17 protein-coding genes and 1 pseudogene are annotated in these 16859 nt (G+C 69.4%); 6 read left to right on the plus strand and 12 right to left on the minus strand.

Annotated elements, in window-relative coordinates; all coding sequences use genetic code 11:
- Window positions 1-344: 344 nt before the first annotated feature.
- The gene (locus MTF69_RS33035) at window positions 345-875 is read left to right on the plus strand and encodes a GNAT family N-acetyltransferase (RefSeq protein WP_243339984.1); all 531 of its coding nucleotides are present in this window, start codon (window positions 345-347) and stop codon (window positions 873-875) included.
- 89 nt (window positions 876-964) lie between these two features.
- Here the strand turns inward: MTF69_RS33035 and MTF69_RS33040 are convergent, their stop codons facing one another.
- From MTF69_RS33040 to MTF69_RS33050, 3 genes are read right to left on the minus strand one after another with little or no spacing between them, the layout of a single operon-like run.
- Entirely contained in the window at window positions 965-1327 is a 363-nt protein-coding gene (locus MTF69_RS33040; protein ID WP_243339985.1) for a DNA-3-methyladenine glycosylase I, read from the minus strand.
- Window positions 1324-1620, minus strand: coding sequence for a YciI family protein (locus MTF69_RS33045; RefSeq protein ID WP_243339987.1), 297 nt, complete (start codon window positions 1618-1620; stop codon window positions 1324-1326). Before MTF69_RS33045 ends, MTF69_RS33040 begins: the two co-directional genes overlap by 4 nt.
- Entirely contained in the window at window positions 1617-2183 is a 567-nt protein-coding gene (locus MTF69_RS33050; RefSeq protein WP_243339989.1) for a TetR/AcrR family transcriptional regulator, read from the minus strand. The genes MTF69_RS33045 and MTF69_RS33050 overlap by 4 nt, the downstream gene beginning before the upstream one ends.
- A gap of 157 nt (window positions 2184-2340) precedes the next feature.
- Between MTF69_RS33050 and MTF69_RS33055 the strand changes: the two genes are divergently transcribed.
- Entirely contained in the window at window positions 2341-3531 is a 1191-nt protein-coding gene (locus MTF69_RS33055) for an alkene reductase (protein ID WP_243339991.1), read from the plus strand.
- A 43-nt stretch (window positions 3532-3574) separates the two neighbouring features.
- On the opposite strand, the gene MTF69_RS33060 is transcribed toward MTF69_RS33055, so the two are convergent.
- Window positions 3575-3982, minus strand: coding sequence for an ATP-binding protein (locus MTF69_RS33060; RefSeq protein ID WP_243340135.1), 408 nt, complete (start codon window positions 3980-3982; stop codon window positions 3575-3577).
- A gap of 139 nt (window positions 3983-4121) precedes the next feature.
- On the opposite strand from MTF69_RS33060, the gene MTF69_RS33065 reads away from it, so the two are divergent.
- From MTF69_RS33065 to MTF69_RS33075, 3 genes are all read left to right on the plus strand, one after another.
- Complete coding sequence (locus MTF69_RS33065; RefSeq protein WP_243339993.1) at window positions 4122-4991, plus strand: helix-turn-helix transcriptional regulator; 870 nt, start codon at window positions 4122-4124, stop codon at window positions 4989-4991.
- Window positions 4988-5233, plus strand: a complete 246-nt coding sequence (locus MTF69_RS33070) for a DUF397 domain-containing protein (RefSeq protein WP_243339995.1) — start codon at window positions 4988-4990, stop codon at window positions 5231-5233. Before MTF69_RS33065 ends, MTF69_RS33070 begins: the two co-directional genes overlap by 4 nt.
- Before the next feature lie 117 nt (window positions 5234-5350).
- The gene (locus tag MTF69_RS33075) at window positions 5351-5782 is read left to right on the plus strand and encodes a hypothetical protein (RefSeq protein WP_243339996.1); all 432 of its coding nucleotides are present in this window, start codon (window positions 5351-5353) and stop codon (window positions 5780-5782) included.
- Window positions 5783-5813: 31 nt separating this feature from the next.
- Here the strand turns inward: MTF69_RS33075 and MTF69_RS33080 are convergent, their stop codons facing one another.
- The 6 genes from MTF69_RS33080 to MTF69_RS33105 all read right to left on the minus strand — a co-directional run bounded on the left by MTF69_RS33080 (window position 5814) and on the right by MTF69_RS33105 (window position 12338).
- Window positions 5814-6578, minus strand: coding sequence for a sporulation protein (locus tag MTF69_RS33080; RefSeq protein ID WP_243339999.1), 765 nt, complete (start codon window positions 6576-6578; stop codon window positions 5814-5816).
- A gap of 680 nt (window positions 6579-7258) precedes the next feature.
- Window positions 7259-8446, minus strand: a complete 1188-nt coding sequence (locus MTF69_RS33085; protein ID WP_243340006.1) for a hypothetical protein — start codon at window positions 8444-8446, stop codon at window positions 7259-7261.
- Complete coding sequence (locus tag MTF69_RS33090; protein WP_243340008.1) at window positions 8371-9441, minus strand: hypothetical protein; 1071 nt, start codon at window positions 9439-9441, stop codon at window positions 8371-8373. The genes MTF69_RS33085 and MTF69_RS33090 overlap by 76 nt, the downstream gene beginning before the upstream one ends.
- The gene (locus MTF69_RS33095; protein ID WP_243340009.1) at window positions 9438-10124 is read right to left on the minus strand and encodes an ABC transporter ATP-binding protein; all 687 of its coding nucleotides are present in this window, start codon (window positions 10122-10124) and stop codon (window positions 9438-9440) included. Before MTF69_RS33095 ends, MTF69_RS33090 begins: the two co-directional genes overlap by 4 nt.
- A 101-nt stretch (window positions 10125-10225) precedes the next feature.
- Window positions 10226-10597 carry a hypothetical protein gene (locus MTF69_RS33100; RefSeq protein ID WP_243340012.1) on the minus strand — a complete coding sequence of 124 codons (372 nt, stop codon included), beginning with the start codon at window positions 10595-10597 and terminating at the stop codon, window positions 10226-10228.
- Window positions 10598-11052: 455 nt separating this feature from the next.
- Window positions 11053-12338, minus strand: a protein-coding gene (locus MTF69_RS33105; protein ID WP_243340014.1) for an IS3 family transposase whose coding sequence is annotated in 2 segments (ribosomal slippage) — window positions 11053-12065 and window positions 12065-12338 — 1287 coding nt in all. Because the reading frame shifts where the segments join, the coding sequence is not laid out codon by codon here.
- Between the two features lie 80 nt (window positions 12339-12418).
- Between MTF69_RS33105 and MTF69_RS33110 the strand changes: the two are divergent.
- Window positions 12419-12921, plus strand: a pseudogene (locus MTF69_RS33110) (AMP-binding protein); the annotation flags it as partial.
- 24 nt (window positions 12922-12945) lie between these two features.
- Here MTF69_RS33110 and MTF69_RS33115 read toward each other — a convergent pair.
- On the minus strand, window positions 12946-14520 hold the full coding sequence (locus MTF69_RS33115; RefSeq protein ID WP_243340016.1) for a carboxylesterase/lipase family protein: 1575 nt from the start codon (window positions 14518-14520) through the stop codon (window positions 12946-12948).
- A gap of 497 nt (window positions 14521-15017) precedes the next feature.
- Window positions 15018-16856 carry a long-chain fatty acid--CoA ligase gene (locus MTF69_RS33120; RefSeq protein WP_243340017.1) on the minus strand — a complete coding sequence of 613 codons (1839 nt, stop codon included), beginning with the start codon at window positions 16854-16856 and terminating at the stop codon, window positions 15018-15020.
- Window positions 16857-16859: the final 3 nt, after the last annotated feature.

The following is a 16859-nucleotide window of genomic DNA, read 5'->3' on the forward strand; positions in this document are numbered from 1 at the left end:
ACCGTGTCCGTCTTGGCTGCGCCGATCGTGTTACCTTCGATGGCGGAAGCGCGCCGCCAGGCGCCGCTCCGCATGACCCGTGATCTTGAGGTGATATTCATCCGTCAGGCCCTGTGACCCGATCGCTCGCCCTCCGCCGACCTTGATGGTCCGGCGCCGCTGGGGAGCGTTCGCCATGCCGACGGATGTTCCGCCCCGCGTTCACGCGTTCTTTTTCCGCCCCGGGTGCAGCATCGTCTGCCCGGGGCTCTGTCGTCTCCCGGCCCACGCAGGCCGGTCGCACACACGCAAACTTTCCGGGCCGACCTCGCCGCGCACCCGCACGACCCGCGAAAGGTCCCCCAGTGAAGTCCATCAAGATCCGCCCCGAGACCCGCGCCGATCACCCGGCTGTCCACGCCACGGTCGCCGCCGCCTTCGGTTCCGCCGAGGAAGCCGGCCTCGTCGATGCCCTGCGCACCGACCCCACCTGGATCGACGAGCTCTCCCTCGTCGCCGAGGCCGGTGATGGTGCCATCGCCGGACACGCCACCTTCACCCGTGCCTGGATCGGCACCACCCCGGTGCTGACCCTCGCCGTCATGTCCGTGCACCCCGCCTGCCAGAAGGACGGCGTCGGCACCGCCCTGATTCGCGCCGGCCTGGACGCCGCCCGCGAGCGCCGCGAGCGGACGGTCACCGTCCTGGGACACCCGGACTACTACCCGCGCTTCGGCTGGGAGCGGGCCGACGCCCACGGCGTCACCTGCACCATCGCCAACGGCCCCGACGAAGCCAAGATGGTCCTCTCCCTCGACGGCACCCCCATCCCCACCGGCGACATGGCCTTCGGCCCCACCCTGTCCGCAGCCGTCGCCGCCTACCAGCCCGAATAGACCCACACGGCCGGATTAAGGACCGGGCCCTCCCGCGCTCGTAGCGGTGGGCCGGGCTCTGCGGACCGGCAACGGCCGGGGGTGGGTGGTCACCGGGCGGGCTCGGTGGTGCCCGCCGTGCGCGGGGCGGGCAGTTCGCCGGCCGTAAGGGCGGCGTAGTCGGTGTGGGCGGCCTCGACGGCTTCGGGGTACGCCTGGGCCTTCTCGTATTCGGCGAGCGCCCGGTAGATGCTGGCGACGCTGTGGTTCTGTCCTTTGCGCTTGCCGGTGGGGATGATCAGGTCGGGCTGAATCTGCTCGACGGAATCGCCAGCCGCGCGGCGCCGGAGGACGGTGTGCAGCATGTCGCCGGGAAAGCCCCATTCGGTGTCGTGGTAGGCGACGAACTCCGGGGCGGCTGCGCTCCAGGTGCAGCGCGGCTCGCCGTCGGGGCCGACGAACGGCGCCGTCACAGCAGGAAGCTCAGCCGCTCGTCCGCCATCCCGGGCGCGATCTCGATGATCTCCGCCGTGACGACGTCCTGGGCGACGAACGGGTCCTCGTCGACGCGCTTCTGCAGCAGTTCGGGCGAGGTGTTGTGGGCGAAGACCGCGCCGCCGAGGCCCGGCTGGATGCTGCCGACCAGCAGGAAGACCCCGTCGTCCAGGCCGCGCTTGATCCACTCCTGGTGGCCGGCCATGTGCTGGCCGGCGGCGGCCTTGTTGTCGGAGAACCGAAGCAGGACCACGAACATGCGATCTCTCATTTCTCGTAGGTGTGCAGCCAGTCGCGCATCCGCTCGACTTCACGCTGGATGAACGCCTCGTCGCGGAAAGCGTTGGCCATGACGGCGACGCCCTGGCTGAAGGCAAGCACGTGCATCGCCAACTCGTCGGCCTGCTCGGCCTGCCCGAGCAGCGCGAACTGCTCGCGCAGCCAGGTGCGGAACAGGGCGAACAGGCGGCTGGCCCGGCCGAGCATGGCGTGCTCCAGCTTGGCCAGCTCGGTGGTCAAGGTGCCCACGGGGCAGCCGTAGTCCTGGATGTCGGCGCGGTTGGTCAGCACGATCTCGACGTACCGCATGATCCGGCCGGCCGGGGTGGACGCCTCGGCCTCCCACTGCTCCAGCATCCGCCGGGTGTCGGCCAGGCGGGCATCGATCACCGCGTCCAAGATCGCGTCCTTGGACTTGAAGTGGTAGTAGAAGTTGCCCCGCGACAGTCCGACGGCTCCGGCGATGTCCGCGAACGAGGTGTGCTCGTAGCCGTGGTGGTAGAAGAGCCGATCGGCCGCCGCCACGATCTGTTCACGGGTCGCCACAGCGGTCACAGAGATCCCCTCACGTCGTAGGACAGTCGACCTAGAGCCACAACGTAGGTCAGCCGTCCTAGATCGTCAAGCCGTTGACACCGCTGGCACAGCCGCCCTAGCGTGACGGCGCTCTAGGACAGCTGTCCTACCATTCGCCGCAACGCTGGAGCTCCACATGCCCCTCGACTTGTTCGCGCCGTTCGACCTGGGCGGCCTCAAGCTCGCCAACCGCATGGTGATGGCGCCGATGACCCGCAACCGCGCCAACGCGGATGGGGGCGCTCCCCCGTTGATGATCGCCCACTACCGGCAGCGCGCCACCGCTGGCCTGATCATCGCGGAATCCACCACGGTCGCAGCCCAGGCGGTGGGCTACCCCTTCACCCCCGGACTGCACACCGACGCCCACGCGGCCAGCTGGAGGCGCCTGACCGAGGCGGTCCACGAGGAGGGCGGCCGCATCTTCGTCCAGCTGCAGCACTGCGGCCGCGTCTCCCACCCGAGCCTGCTGGACGGGCAGGCGCCCGTCGCCCCCTCCGCTCTCGCACCCGTCGGCCAGGCCGTCACCTACGCCGGGCCGCAGGACTTCGTGACGCCCCGCGCGCTCGAACGCGACGAACTGCCGGGAATCGTCGCCCAGTTCCGCCGCGCCGCCGAGCTGGCCAGGCAGGCGGGCTTCGACGGCATCGAGGTCCACGCCGGCAACGGCTACCTGCTCGACCAGTTCCTGCGCGACGGGTCCAACCACCGACCCGACCTGTACGGCGGCAGCGCGGCCAACCGCATGCGCCTGCTGAACGAGGTCCTCGACGCCGTGTGCACCCAGTGGCCCGCCGAGCGGGTGGGCGTGCGCCTGACGCCGGAGAACAGCTTCAACTCGATGTCGGACTCCGACCCGCAGGGCCACTTCGAGTACTTCCTGGGGCAGCTGAGTCCGCGCGGCCTGGCGTACGCGCACGTCCTGGAGGGCGACATGATGACGAAGACCGCCTCCGTCGACTACCGCGCGCTGCGGACAAGGTTCGCCGGCGCGTTCATCGCCAACAACGGCTACGACCTCGCGCGCGCCCAGGCAGCCGTGCACGCCGGGCACGCCGACCTGGTCGCCTTCGGCACACCGTTCCTGTCCAACCCGGACCTGGTCCGCCGCTACCGGGAGAGCCTGCCCCTGGCCGAGGCCGACCCGGCCACGTTCTACGGCGGCGGGGAGGCCGGCTACACGGACTACCCGTTCCACCGGGGCGACGGAGCCCAGGCCCGCACCCTCAGCACGCGGAACAACTTGGTGCTGGGCCCGGACCACCCGGTCACCCTCATCAACCGGTCCAACCTCGCCCACTGGCGCCGGGAGGCCGGGGATCAGTAGACGACCCGCCGCTGCCCGGGCCGCAACCCCCGCTCCCCCCCGGTCACAAGCACGCCCACACCGTCTTCCCCGGCCCGCCCTGCGCCCTCGGGGCGACGCCCCACTCCCGCGCCAGGGCCCGTACGAGCACCAGCCCGCGCCCGCCCTCGGCCGACCAGGGGTCCACGGCCGCCGCCGCCTCGGGCGGCACCCGGTCACCCCGGGCATCGCTCACCTCGATCCGGACCCGCAGGCCGTCGTAGCGGAGCCATACCTCGAAGTCCCGTCCGGGCACCCGCCCGTGCAGCACGGCGTTCGCGGCCAGCTCCCCGACCACCGACTCCACGTCGTCCGCGAGGGCGCAGCCGTGCGGGATCCCCCAGGCGGCCAGCTGCACCCCGGCCAGCCGCCGGGCGAGCCGGGCCCCGCGCGGGGTGGCGGAAAGGAGCTGCCGGAACTCCGCCGGTGCCATGTCACTCAATTCGGTCGTCACCTCACCGAGCGTGGCCGGTCCGCCGTACGCTTTCCAGGCACGGCGGCGCTACGGGGAAACCCCGTAGGGCTGGCGGCGGTTGCTTGTACGGCCTGTACGGACGAGGGCGGTTCATCGGATGAACGACCTGTCGGAGCGCGAGGAAGAGCCGGAGCGACCGGTGGAGGTCGACGGCACCGCGTACCTCTTCAAGGCGCTCGGCAAAATCATCAAGGTGCTGCGGGAACACGCGGGCTTGCAGCAGAAGGAGCTCGCGGCGCTCGTGCACGTGGGAGAGGACCTGGTGTCCTCCATCGAGCGCGGTGTACGAACACCCCAGCCGGACTTCCTGGAGAACGTCGACCGCGCGCTCGGCGCCGGGGGCGTCCTGATCGCAGCCATCCCGGACGTGAGGGACGCACTGAAGCGGGCGCGGACCAGGCACCCGGATTGGTTCCGGGACTACGCCCAGGCGGAAGCCAGTGCCAACGCGATCCACGATTACAGCTACCAGGGCGTGATGGGCCTTCTCCAGACGGAGGGCCACGCGCGGGCCATCTTCGCAAAGCGCCGTCCGCTACTGGACGAGGCGGCGATCGAGAAGCGGGTGGCTGACCGGATGGCCCGCCAGCAGATCTTCGAGAGGTGGCCGTCGCCCACCTTCAGCTTCGTGCTCGACGAGAGCCTTCTGATGCGTCCGGTGGGCGGTGCTGACGTCCATAAAGGCCAATTGCGCCGCTTCCTGGAGATCGGGCGGCTCCGCACAGTGGAGCTTCAGGTAATGCCGTTCAGCAGGGGCGAACACACTGCGATGGAAGGGTCGTTCAGCCTCATCCACCCCAAGGGCAGGCAGCAGATCGCCTACAGCGAGACCTACAACCGCCCCAACCTGGTGACCGATCCAGAACAGGTCCGAATCTACGCCGAGCGCTATGGGATCATCCGGGCACAGGCGCTCACGCCAGACGAGTCCCTGACCTTGATCGAGAAGACGCTGGGAGAACGATGAACACCACGGACCTGGCCTGGTTCAAGAGTAGCTACAGCGGCGGCGAAGGCGGCCAGTGCCTCGAAGTCGCCTTCGACTGGCGGAAGTCGAGCTACAGCAGCGGCGAAGGCGGGCAGTGCGTCGAGGTCGCCGGCTGCGACGACTCCGTGCACATCCGGGACTCAAAGGTCCCGTCCGGCCCCCAGCTCACCGTCGCCCCAGGAGTCTGGTCCGCGTTCCTCGGCGGGGTCACGGAGGCGTAGGACCAGAGGTCCGCCCTCTGGCCATCTCCCCCCCTCCCGGCTCATCCTGTCCCCACGCGGACGAAGGAGGAGGCGGCGGGGGTGGTCAGACGGTGGTGGTCCCGGTGGTGTGTCCTGGTGGCCGGAATCGCCTTGATCGGGATGTCGGTGGCCTTGCTCGAGGCGAGCGAGCCTCCCGAGCTTCGCCAGATCGACCTGACCGTCCTCAGCGAGGAGCCGGACGGCCGCTGCGAGGTGCGCTGGCGCGACCCGTACGCCGAGCGGGACCGCGAGGGCGCCTACCGGTGCGACACCGACCGGCACGCCCTCCTCAAAGCCCCGGACTACGACCCGCAGACCGGCTTCGGCTGGGACTCCGGCTGGGTGCTCGCCGAGGGCGACCGCAAGGGCGAGCTGTACTCGCTGGACGAGTACGACGACACCGGTGCCAACATCGGCGCCTACGCGCTCGGGCTGGGGCTGGTCGTGACGTACCTGGGGCTGCGCTCCGCAGGCGTGCGGCTGAGGCTGCGGCGACGACCCGGCGGCGGGGCGCCGGCCGAAGGGTGAAGTCGCCCCCCGGCCCGCGCGTCCCCTCGCCCTACCCGTCAGCCCGCAGCCAGTGCCCGCGCACGTGCTCCTCCAGTGCCTCCATCCACACCTGCTGGTCGAGCTCGTCGTAGACGAACGTGACCGGCGGGAAGCCGCCCGGGTGGGCGTCGAGGGAGTCCTCACGGGCGACGAAGAGCGTCTCCAGCTCGCCCCGCCCCTGGTCCCAGGACTCCGGGAAGAAGAAGTCGATCTCCTGCCAGAAGTCCTCCGTCTGCCGGGACTCCATGTCCGGCGCCTGCTCCGGAAGGAACCCGATCTTGACCTCGGCCTCGCGCATCCGGAATCCCAGGTCCGTGTAGGCCCGGAGGACCGCGTCCTGCGCCGGCAGCGCGTGCACCTCGAACTCGTCGAAGTCCCCCTGGTCCGCCGCCTTGTCGACGACCAGCTCGGTACGGACGGCGGCCCGGCCCCCCGCGATGGGTGCGCCCAGCGCGTGCGTGAGCGGCATCTCCCACGGGAGCACGAGCTCACCGCGGACCGTCACCGTCTCCCCGGCAGGCAGCCGGAAGCCGTCGAGATCGGCCGTCACCACCGCGTACGGGTCCTTCCAGGCGGTCCCGTTGCCCTGTTCGAGGTCCTCGGCCCGTACGACCACCTCCAGCCGCACCCGCTCGATGTCCACGTCGGCGCCGCCGCCCACGGCGGTGACCACGCAGCGCAGGGTCCCTCCCGGGCTGACCTTCGGGTTCTCGATCACCGTCTCCACGCTCGGCGCGTCGACGCCGAGGGCGCTCAGGAACTTGCGGAATGCCATGGCTCTCCCCTCCTGGACCGGCTCCCCCGCCGGTCGATGGGGCCACTCTAAGCAGCGCGCCCAGCAAGGGAGTTCGTGACCGCTCAGCCAGCCCCAGACGGCGGCCAGTCGCCAAGCCGAGAAGGGCCGCGTAGCGCTCTGTCGCACCCCCCGACTCCGAGAGACTTCCCATCCCCCTCTCACTCGGGGTGGGTTCTGGCTCAGGTTTTGGGCTCTGTCGCTAATTTGGGGGTAGTTGGGCAACTATTCGATGTGATGGGTGGGGTTCAGGTCACGGGTCTTCTTCTGCCGGGTGTCGCGGTGGAGGTCGACCAGCTGGTGCTGACGGATGCGGAGGTCCGGGTCGCCGTGCGGTCAGGGGCCGCGTCGGCGGCCTGTCCTGGATGCGGGCGGAGATCCAGAGACAGTTCCGGCGCGGTCAGTGGTGGACGTCTGCGCAGTCGGCCGAGGCCCAGCAGAAGCACGACGCCATGCGTCAGCGCCAGGAGCTGACGGCGGAGGCCGAGCGGCAGCGCCAGCTGGTGGAAGAGCAAGAGCGGGCCCGGCGCGCTGAGGAGTCCCGCATCCACTGGGAGAAGGTGCGCCAGCGGCGGGCGGTAGAAGACGCTGCCGGGCCCAGGAGAAGGCCGAGGAAGTCCTGCAGGTCAACCCCAAATCACGGAACGGGCTAATGCCCGAGGTCACTCGCCAGATGGCCTCCAGGCAGCTGCCGCCGAAGCCGCCGCCCGTGCTCCCCACCACGCCATTACCACCGTACAGACCAGTCCTGCGCCTCCCACCGTTGTCAGCGCTGCTAATCTGTTCGAGCCGCTGGCCGGAAGCGGGGATGTGATGAACCAGGACACGAGGACCGCGGCCACCACCGCGATGACGGCTGGTCCCAGCAATGACCATGCGGAGATCGAGTAGTACACCCGCTGGTTCCCGGCCAGCACCGAGACGGGGCCCAGCTCTCGTCCGGACCGCACGAATTGTGCCATTGCCCCCAGGCAGGCCACGACCGCGACCACCGACACACCGATCAACGACAACAGTGCCAGCCACCGTTCGGCCACGAGTGCTTCTCCGGCGACGCCCATTCCCCGCATGCCAAAGACCTCCACCTGCGTGGACATCGCCAATTCGGCGTTGGCAGCCCGGTGTATCCGCGCTGTTGAGAGCTGCCCGCCGTCGCTTGCCAGTACGAGATAGCTCGGCCGGCTGGCTCCTTGCATGGCTTTCTCCGCCTGCCCTGCGCGGGCGAAGAATCGCGTTCCCGACGTGCGCTGCAGAGCCATCGTCCGCGCGAGGCCGCTGTGCCCCACGGTCTGGATCTCGGTAGGAGAAGAGGTGCATGCGACGTTGAGCCGCTGCCACTCCGGGCACTCGGCGACTACATCGATCCTGCCTTGGTCCGGCAGGGACCACATCGTCAGCACGCTGATGTCGGTGTCCAGCTGTCGCTGGAACGCTGCCATCCGGGAGGCGGACGGGGGCGTCGGTATGGTCGGCGAAACCTGAAGGACGCTGGTGCCCAGATGATTCGCCAGCGTTTGAGCCCTCTGGCTCATCTCGGTGAAGACGCTGATGGCCACCTGCCCTTGAGCGGCCAGACCGATCGCGATGACCAGAGCGGCAACCAAACGTGTCACCGAGCGGCTCCCGCCGGCCAAGCGACGTCCGGCAACCAGCAGCCCAGCGCTTCCGCGACCGGCTCCCACCTTGGCCATGGCCGGTCCGGCCGCAGCCACGATGACACCGACGACGCCGGGCAGCAGCGCGAGAGTGACCACCGACCCAGCCGCCAGAACCGTCAGCCGCAGGTCGAGCGGCGCCAGATCGTTACCGCGGACAGTGACGAAGAGCGCCACGGGGAACAGCCACAGCATCCACTCCCGACGCCGCCTCCCGGAGACCGGGCGGGTCGAGCCGCCCGCCTTGTAGGGGGCTGCAAGAACAGCAGGACCGCCAGCACCGCCAGCGGCACACCCACAACGACTGCTGCCAGTTGTACTGCGGCCGCGCGTGCGTCAGGGGCGAAGAGCACAAAATCCACAAGCGGCATCGGGACATCGACCACCACCACCGGTGCGATCGCCACCGCCGCCACAAGAGTGCCGAACGCCACCGGCAGGGCCGCTTCGCCCACTGTGAACCAGCGACGTGCGCCCGGCGAGGCGCCCAGGGCAGCCAGCACAGCAGTACGCCTGTCCCGGGCGGCGGCTCCCACCCTGGCGGCGATCACCACGAACAGCCCGGCGGGCAGCCCCACCAGCGCCGCATAAGTCCAAAAGAACTGCTCCGGACTGAGGTTGTACGAATGCTCACCCAGCGGTGGCAGCTCCTGCTGCTCGCCTCCGAAGCCGGATACTTTGATCATGGCTTTAGCATCCAGCAGGTCCGCAGAGGACCGCACATAGGCGAAGTATTCGCCCGGCGCTTCAAGCCCTTCGGCCGAGATCGTGCCCGCAACATCTCCGAACTTGTCCGCCTCGCCGTGACCGGCGTTCTTCAGTGCTGGGGAGACGATCGCCTCACCCGGCTCAGGCCACTGCGCAAGGCCAGGTGGAAGCGGCGCATCTTCGACCAGCGGCTCCAGGTACACCACGTCGTACTGGCGGTCTTCTGCCGACGCGAGCGTGGGGAACCACAGGAGCTTCGCTTCCTTGGCCGAAGCGGGCTCGACGATGTGCGCCCAGCGAGCCATGCTGCGCTCGGCGCGCCCGTCGAACGAGGCGGAAGCGAGTACGAAACCGGCCACGGCCAGGGTGGCGACAGCCGTGGCCGCCACCAGTGCGAAGAAGCGGATGCGGCCCGCTTCGGCAGCCTTGGCCGAGGCCCGCCCCATACGGAGCAGCTGACGTCGCAGCATGACGTTGCTCATCGGGTTCCCTGGTTCTGCACCAGCTGCCCCCCGGTGAGGCGGAGCTGGACATCGGCACGGGCGGCAACCCCCGCGTCGTGAGTAACGACGATCAGGGCGCAGCCGTGGGCGCGTGGGGTGGCATACAGGAGGTCGGCCACCGCCTCGCGTTGTTCTTCGTCCAGTGCACCGGTGGGTTCGTCGGCCAACACCAGGCTGGGCTTGTTGATCAGAGCGCGGGCCACAGCCACGCGCTGTCGCTCCCCGCCGGACAGGGCGTGGGTGGCTGTGGCGGTGGGGACACCGAGATCGGCCAGGAGGCTCTGGGCTCGGGAGTTGGCGCTGTCAGCTGCTTCGCCGGCCAGCAGCGCAGCTAGCGTGACGTTCTCGACAGGCGTGAGCTCGGGCAGGAGTTCACCGAACTGGAAGACCATGCCCATGTGCTGGCGGCGGTGTGCGGTCAAGGCTCTGGGCGAGAGCGTGGTGATGTCCTGTCCGGCAACGGTGATATGGCCAGAGGTGGGACGTATCAGTCCCAGGATGCAGGTCAGCAGGGTGGACTTCCCGCTACCCGAAGCCCCCATCACGGCGACGGACTGGCCGGAATGCACGGTCAGGTTGGCGCCGGACAGCAAGGTCCGGTCGGCGACGGAGTAGGTGACATCGTCGAGGTGAAGGACGGGCGAAGCGGGAGGATGGGGCACGCGTGACTCCAGGGCAGCATGGTACGAAACGGGGCCGCCCGGACGGCAGGCATCCTGCCGTCCGGGCGGCCCGGCTAGAAGCGACCAGACGGGTCAGAAGGTCACCCAGTCACCCAGGAGGTGTACCTGTCCGGCGCGTTGTTCCGCACGACAACGCCTCGCAGCTTGTAGATCGTGGAGTACTGGCCGCTCTCGACGGTGCCAGGGTTTCCGTCGTTGTCGGCCGGTCCGCTAGGCCCGTTCTTGTTCCAGAGGGTCAGCAGGGTGCTGGGGTTGGCGTTGCGGTAGTACTCCGACTTCACCTGGTAGCTGGTGCCAAGGTCCCGGAGGTTCAGGATGCTGTCCGAGGCTTCAGTCCACGTGACGAGCTCACCCTCGTACTTGACCTCGAGAGCGAAGGCGGGTGAAGCAGCGGTGAGAGCCAAGGCCGCGACGAACCCGGCCGCTACGCGCGCAGCGGTTTTGCTTTTCACAGTTTTCCTCCTGCTTGTGGAGCAGGGGGATTTCATGGGAATTGGTGTTCCTACCCCCCGCAAGAACGACTTCACGGTTCCACGGAGGCGGTTTCAACGTCAACGAAAAACCCTTACCGGATAATCGCATTCTGTTCGCCATGGCTTAAATTCTCCAACCAGTTGCTAGGAAATACCCAAGGACGCCCCCCAGGCGACCCTCCGATAACCATCCACCCCACCCCCAACCGGGACTTCCCAGGCAAGCGCTCTCTGTAACCACTCCCTGGCTCTTTGGCCGAGAGTGCATACCCGACCCACGTTGAGCACTGCTTGCCGTGGCATGGCCAGTCCCGGAAGTTTCAAGTCCAGTGAGGCCGGCCACGGATGGGATGTGCGCCAGAGCGGCCCGCTCAAGCTGTGGGACTGCCATTGAACCGTTCGGACTTTTCTGCCGGTGGTTTGCTGGCCGGTGATCAGTCGGCTCGTGGTTCTGTGTCAGCGTAGTGGGCTGCCTCGAATTCGGTGGGGCTGATCACGCCCAGACTTCCGTGCAGCCGACGGTTGTTGTACCACTCGACCCACGAGGCGGTGGCGTACTCGACGTCCGAGACCGTTCTCCAGGGACCGTCGTGGAAGACCTTGGTCCGTATGCACTCGGCCTTGTAGAGCCCGTTGATTGTCTCCATCAGCGCGTTGTCATACGCATCTCCGACACTGCCGATCGAGGGGCGGATCCCCTCGATGCTCAGGTGTTCGGTGAAGCGCACACTCGTATATTGCGACCCGGCATCCGAGTGATGAATGAGCTGGTCGCGTCCCACCGGGTTGCCCTCGTGGGTGCGGCGCCACAACGCCATCCGCAGAGGTACGTCGACCAGCTCCACGTCTCTCTTGACCGAGGCGTGCCAGCTCACGATCTTCTGTGAGAAGCAGTCGACGATGAACGCGACGTAGGTGAACGACTGATACGTGCGGACGTAGGTGAAGTCGGTGATCCATTTCCGGTTCGGTGCCGGGGCCGTGAAGTCGCGGTCCAGCAGGTCCGGGGCCCGCGCGTCGGCCGGGTTGGGGATGGTGGTTCTGGGTTTGCGACCGCGGACCACGCCGTTGAGCCCGAGTGAGCGCATGGCGCGGTCGACGGCGCCGAAGCCGGCCTCGGGCAGGAGGGTGCGGCGGATGAAAGCCAGCATTTTGCGTCGGCCATAGAGTCCCTCGGGAGCCAGCACACGTTCACCGGCCGTGTTGGTGGTGAAGGCCAGTCGGCGGACCGCGTCCTCGACCAGGGCGTCGGTCACGGTTCGGGCCGCCGCCCGGTTGGACGAGCCGGCTGGGGCACACCAGGCCCGCAAGGTTCGTGCCGCGATCTTCAGTCCTGCTTGTTCCAGGGCGGTGAGGATCGACTCGACGGCATAGCCGGTGGCCCGCATCTGATCGGTGAACGCCACGATCAGCGGTTTCGGGGGTCGAGCTCCCCCGCGAAGAAAATCGTCGCCGACTTCAGCACTTCATTGACCTCGCGCAGGCGCTTGTTCTCCGCTCGCAGCCTGCGAAGTTCTTCCCGCTCGTCCGTGCTTACGCCCGCCGCCTGTCCGGCGTCGACCTCGTACTGCATCACCCACCGTCGCACCGACTCCCGGGACACACCAAGGGAATCAGCGACCTGGATGTGCAGAGCGCGTTCGGAGGAGTACTCCGCACGGTGCTCTGTCACCAGGCGCACAGCCTGGCTACGAAGGGCTGCGTCAATCTTCTTGGGCACGAGACCCATCCTCCCTGATAGCTCACAACGGAGCGGCAGAGAAGTCGGAACGGTTCAGCCTGCGCAGTTCCGGTACATCGACCGGCCTCACGGTTCCGCGCGGCACCCCGGGCGAGCTGTGCACCCGAGGCTACTCCGTGATGCTGGGCTGCTGGGCCGAACCGGAGAAGACCGCCGAGGCCGTGGATCCGGAGGGCTGGATGCACACCGGCGACCTGGCGGTCATGGACGAGGACGGCTACCTCGCCATCACCGGCCGGATCAAGGACATGGTGATCCGGGGCGGCGAGAACCTCTACCCGCGCGAGATCGAGGAGTTCCTCCACACCCACCCGAACGTCCTGGACGTCCAGGTCATCGGCGTGACCGACCCGAAGTACGGGGAGGAGCTGATGGTGTGGGTGCGGATGCGCGCGAGGGAGCCGAGCCGCTGACGGCGGACGCCGTCCGCACGTACTACTCGGGCCGGCTCACCCACTTCAAGATCTCGCCCTACGTCCACGTCGTGGAGGAGTTCCCCATGACCGTCACCGGGAAGATCCGCAAGATCGAGATGCGGGCGATGGCGGCCGGCCTGCTGGAGCGGCGGCCGTCCGCGGGGGGCGGGTCAGTCGGTGGGGGTGAGCAGGCCCTCCCAGAGCTTGCGCTCGCCGCCGTGCGGGTCGGGGACGATCTTGTCCTCCTCGCCGTTGCCGTGGCGGAAGACCATAACCTGGCGGCGGCCCGCTTCGTACGCCGACCAGGGGGCCTCGCCGGTCCTGGCGAACTGGATCCAGATGCCGTGCATCTCCCGCGCGAGGTCCCGGGGGGCGTCCGGTCCGGTGACCGGCAGGCTGTCCGGGACGTCGAGGGCGTCCCAGACGAAGGGGATCTCCAGGCTGTGACACGCACCCAGCTGCACCGGGGCCCACTTGGACTTCACCGGTGAGCGCCAGCCGAACTCGAAGAGGAAGGTGTCGGCCCCGGACTCGGCGCGGGCTTCGGCGACCCGGCAGGTCGGGATCCGGAACATCCGGTCGGTCAGGATCGCCGAGGCGATGCCGGAGGGGGCGTTGCGCGGGTAGGTCCCTTCGCTGTTCGCCTGGTACGTGGCCCAGAAGTCGGCGGGGACCCCGTAGGCCTTGACGCGGTCCTTGAACTGCTGGGGCAGCGGCCAGACGACCATCGAGGTCGGGACGACGAAGAGCCTGAACTCCTCGCTGTTCGTACCCATGAGCAGCGGGACGTCACGGCCCTTGCCGGCCGCGATCGCGTCGAGGGGGCGCTCGCGGAGGAACGTCCCGTCCAGCACGGGCATCAGCGACATCCCGCAGGAAGCGATGGTCGTGGCGCCGTACTTCGTCTCGTCGGCCGTGGCGGTGATCTTGGCGCCGATCTCCTTCTGCGCGGCGATCAGATCCTCGATCGGCAGATCGGCCAGGGCCTGCGCGGTCGGCGCGACCCCCGCTTCGGCGGCGATGGCGTTCAGGACGAGGGTGGCGTCCTGCGGCGACTGGGCGATGTGGCCGGTGCCGCTCTGGACGATCGCCTTGTGGAAGAGGCCGCGGTCGAGGGAGAGCAGGGTGAGCACGCTCATCGCGCCTGCCGACTCGCCGAAGACGGTCACGTTGTTGGCGTCGCCGCCGAACTGCTCGATGTTCTGCCGGACCCATTCGAGGGCGAGGATCTGGTCGCGCAGACCCCGGTTGGCGGGCGTGCCGGGGATGTGGCCGAAGCCGTCCACGCCGAGGCGGTAGTTGAAGCTCACGCAGACCACGCCGTCGCGGGCGAAGGTGGCTCCGTCATAGGCGGCGACGGCGGAGGAGCCGGTGGTGAAGGCGCCTCCGTGGATCCACACCATGACGGGGGCCGGCACCGTCGGTTCGGTGTCGGGGGTCCAGACGTTGAGGTTGAGCCACTGGTCGTCCGGGATCGACGGGGCCGGCATCCCGTCGCTCGGAATGACCGGGTCCGGCATCAGCTCGCCCAGCTGGCCGTCGATGGTGGGCTTGGGCGGCGTCGGGCCGAAGGTGAAGGCCTCCAGCACGTCATCCCACGGCTCCGGCGGCTGCGGCGCCGCGAACCGGAGCTCCCCGACGGGGGCGGCGGCGTAGGGGATGCCGAGGAACCGGGCGATGCCGTCCTCGACCAGGCCGGCCACGGGTCCGTAAATCGTCTGCACGGGCTGCGTCTCGCTGGGCATGCCACTCCTTCGTGGGTCCATGAGGCGCGGGGGAAAGATCCCGACGCGCACCGCGCCACTACCCTCAGCGACTGACTGGTACCCCACCGTGACCGAAAACCCCTGAAGGTTGTCCCGAAAGCGCACCGGCTAGCCGGCGCGCTTGATCCGGTGATCCGGGCGAGGACCAGGACCGTGCCGTCGGCCGGCGCGTCGGGCAGTAGACCGGACAGGATCCGGCCCGCCGCCTCCTCCAACGGGCCGTCTACCCCGACGAGTTGACGGCGGAGCCGGCCCAGGCCCGCGTCGATGTCCCGGCCCCGGTCAAAGGTCACGGCAAGGGTGTCCAGGCGCCCGGCCCTGGATGCTCCGACCGCCCCGGGCGCCCGTTCCGGCTGAGGTCACGGTCCTGCCGGATCCGTGTCCGGATGGCCACCGGCCGGAGGGGGCTGCGCACATCCAGCCGGCCCGCTCCTCCCCCCGGAACCCCACGCAGCAAAGGCCCAACCCGCAGCCCCCTACCCGTACAGCTCCTCGATCTCCCTCGCGTACCGCTCCGCCACCACCCTCCGGCGCAGTTTCAGCGTCGGAGTCAGGGTGCCCGCCTCCACGGTGAACTCCCCCGGCAGGACCCGGAAGGCGCGGACGCGGGCCGGGCGGGAGACCGTGGCGTTGGCCGCCTCGACCGCTTCCGCGACGAGGGCCCGTACGGCAGGGTGCTCACCGGGTGCGGCGGGGTCCAGGGTCACCGCCTCGCGGGCCGCCCAGGCGGCGATCTCCTCCGCGTCCAGCGTGATCAGGGCCACCGGGTGGGGGCGGCGGTCGCCGATCATGACGGCGTGGGAGACGTAGCGGGAGCGCTGGACGGCGAATTCCAGCTCGGTGGGGGTGATGTTCTTGCCCGCCGAGGTGATGATCAGCTCCTTCTTGCGGCCGGTGATGTGCAGGAAGCCCTCGGCGTCGACCTCCCCCAGGTCGCCCGTGTGCAGCCAGCCCTCCCCGTCCAGTGCCTCGGCCGTCGCCGTGTCGTTGGCGTGGTACCCCGGGAAGATCATCGGGCCCCGGGCCAGTACCTCCCCGTCCTCCGCGATGCGGACCTCGCACCCGGCGATCGGGCGGCCCACCGATCCGTAGCGGACCCCGTCCGGGTGGTTGAGGCTGATGACCCCGCCGGACTCCGTCATGCCGTAGCCCTCGAAGACCGCGATCCCGCACGCCCGCAGGAAGTCGAGGGTGGCCGGGGCGATCGGGGCTCCGCCCGTCAGCGCCCATTTCAGGCGGCCGCCGAAGGCGCCCCTGACCAGGGAGTACAGGGACTTCTCGGCGGCCTCGTAGGCAGCGCGGTCCTCTTCCGGCAGGCGGCCCTCCGCGGCCAGCAGCCCCAGCCGGACCGCCTCCGCGAAGCGGGTGCCGCCGCCCTCCTGGGACTCCGCGAGGGAGAGGACCACCGAGTGCAGCTTCTCGAACAGCCGGGGCACGGACGGCAGATGGGTCGGGCGGGCCTCGGCGAGCTCGCCGATGACGTCCTCGATGCGGCCGCCGAAGTAGCAGAGCTCCCCGCCCTCCAGGAGGGTGGTGAACTGGATCAGCTGGGCCAGCAGGTGGGCGAGGGGGAGGTAGAGGTACGTGGAGTCCCCCGGGCCGCCCTTGACGAGGGGGAGCGTGGCGTCCTGGATCGCGCCGAGGTTGGCGTGCGTGAGGCGACAGCCCTTGGGCAGGCCGGTGGTGCCCGAGGTGTAGACGATGGAGGCGTCGGCCGCGGGGTCCACCGCCGCGGCGCGGGCGAGGAGTGCGGCTTCCGGCGCCGCACCGGGCAGGGCGCGCAGCCCGTCCATCTCCACCACCGCGCGCAGCGCGGGGAGCTTCGGGCGCAGCGCCTCCACCCGGGCGGCCAGCGCGGCGTCGTCGCAGACGACCACCACGGCCGCGGAGTCCGACAGCACCCAGGCGAGCTCCTCCTCCCCGGCCGTCGGGTACACCGGCACGAGGACGGCCCCCGCGGCCAGGACCCCGAAGTGGGTGTACGTCCACTCCGGCCGGGTCTCCGCGAGCACCGCGACGCGCTCGCCGGGGGCGACCCCGAGGCCGAGCAGGGCGCGGCCGGACTCCCTTGCACGGGCGCGCAGTTGCCCGTAGGAGACGGTGGCCCAGCCTCCACCCTCACCATCCTGCCCACCCTCTCCCCCCTTGTGACGCAGCGCGGTCTCGACCGCGTACCGCTCGCCCGTCCACTCCGTGAACACCGCCAGCGTGCGCGGCCGCACGGCTCCGTCCACCCCCTCACTCCCACTCATCCAGTTCACCGGACTCATCGGGCTCATCGGGCTCATCGGGTTCTTCGGGTTCTTCGGGCTCATCGG

Origin of the sequence: Streptomyces sp. AP-93 (genome assembly GCF_022808175.1) — a bacterium.
Lineage (GTDB): Bacteria > Actinomycetota > Actinomycetes > Streptomycetales > Streptomycetaceae > Streptomyces.

Coding starts and splice junctions, on each gene's coding strand:
- MTF69_RS33115 (WP_243340016.1), bottom strand. CDS start 14,520: ATGCCCAGCGAGACGCAGCCCGTGCAGACGATTTACGGACCCGTGGCC.
- MTF69_RS33090 (WP_243340008.1), bottom strand. CDS start 9,441: ATGAGCAACGTCATGCTGCGACGTCAGCTGCTCCGTATGGGGCGGGCC.
- MTF69_RS33065 (WP_243339993.1), top strand. CDS start 4,122: ATGAACGACCTGTCGGAGCGCGAGGAAGAGCCGGAGCGACCGGTGGAG.
- MTF69_RS33085 (WP_243340006.1), bottom strand. CDS start 8,446: ATGCTGTGGCTGTTCCCCGTGGCGCTCTTCGTCACTGTCCGCGGTAAC.
- MTF69_RS33080 (WP_243339999.1), bottom strand. CDS start 6,578: ATGGCATTCCGCAAGTTCCTGAGCGCCCTCGGCGTCGACGCGCCGAGC.
- MTF69_RS33120 (WP_243340017.1), bottom strand. CDS start 16,856: ATGAGCCCGAAGAACCCGAAGAACCCGATGAGCCCGATGAGCCCGATG.
- MTF69_RS33055 (WP_243339991.1), top strand. CDS start 2,341: ATGCCCCTCGACTTGTTCGCGCCGTTCGACCTGGGCGGCCTCAAGCTC.
- MTF69_RS33060 (WP_243340135.1), bottom strand. CDS start 3,982: ATGGCACCGGCGGAGTTCCGGCAGCTCCTTTCCGCCACCCCGCGCGGG.
- MTF69_RS33070 (WP_243339995.1), top strand. CDS start 4,988: ATGAACACCACGGACCTGGCCTGGTTCAAGAGTAGCTACAGCGGCGGC.
- MTF69_RS33045 (WP_243339987.1), bottom strand. CDS start 1,620: ATGAGAGATCGCATGTTCGTGGTCCTGCTTCGGTTCTCCGACAACAAG.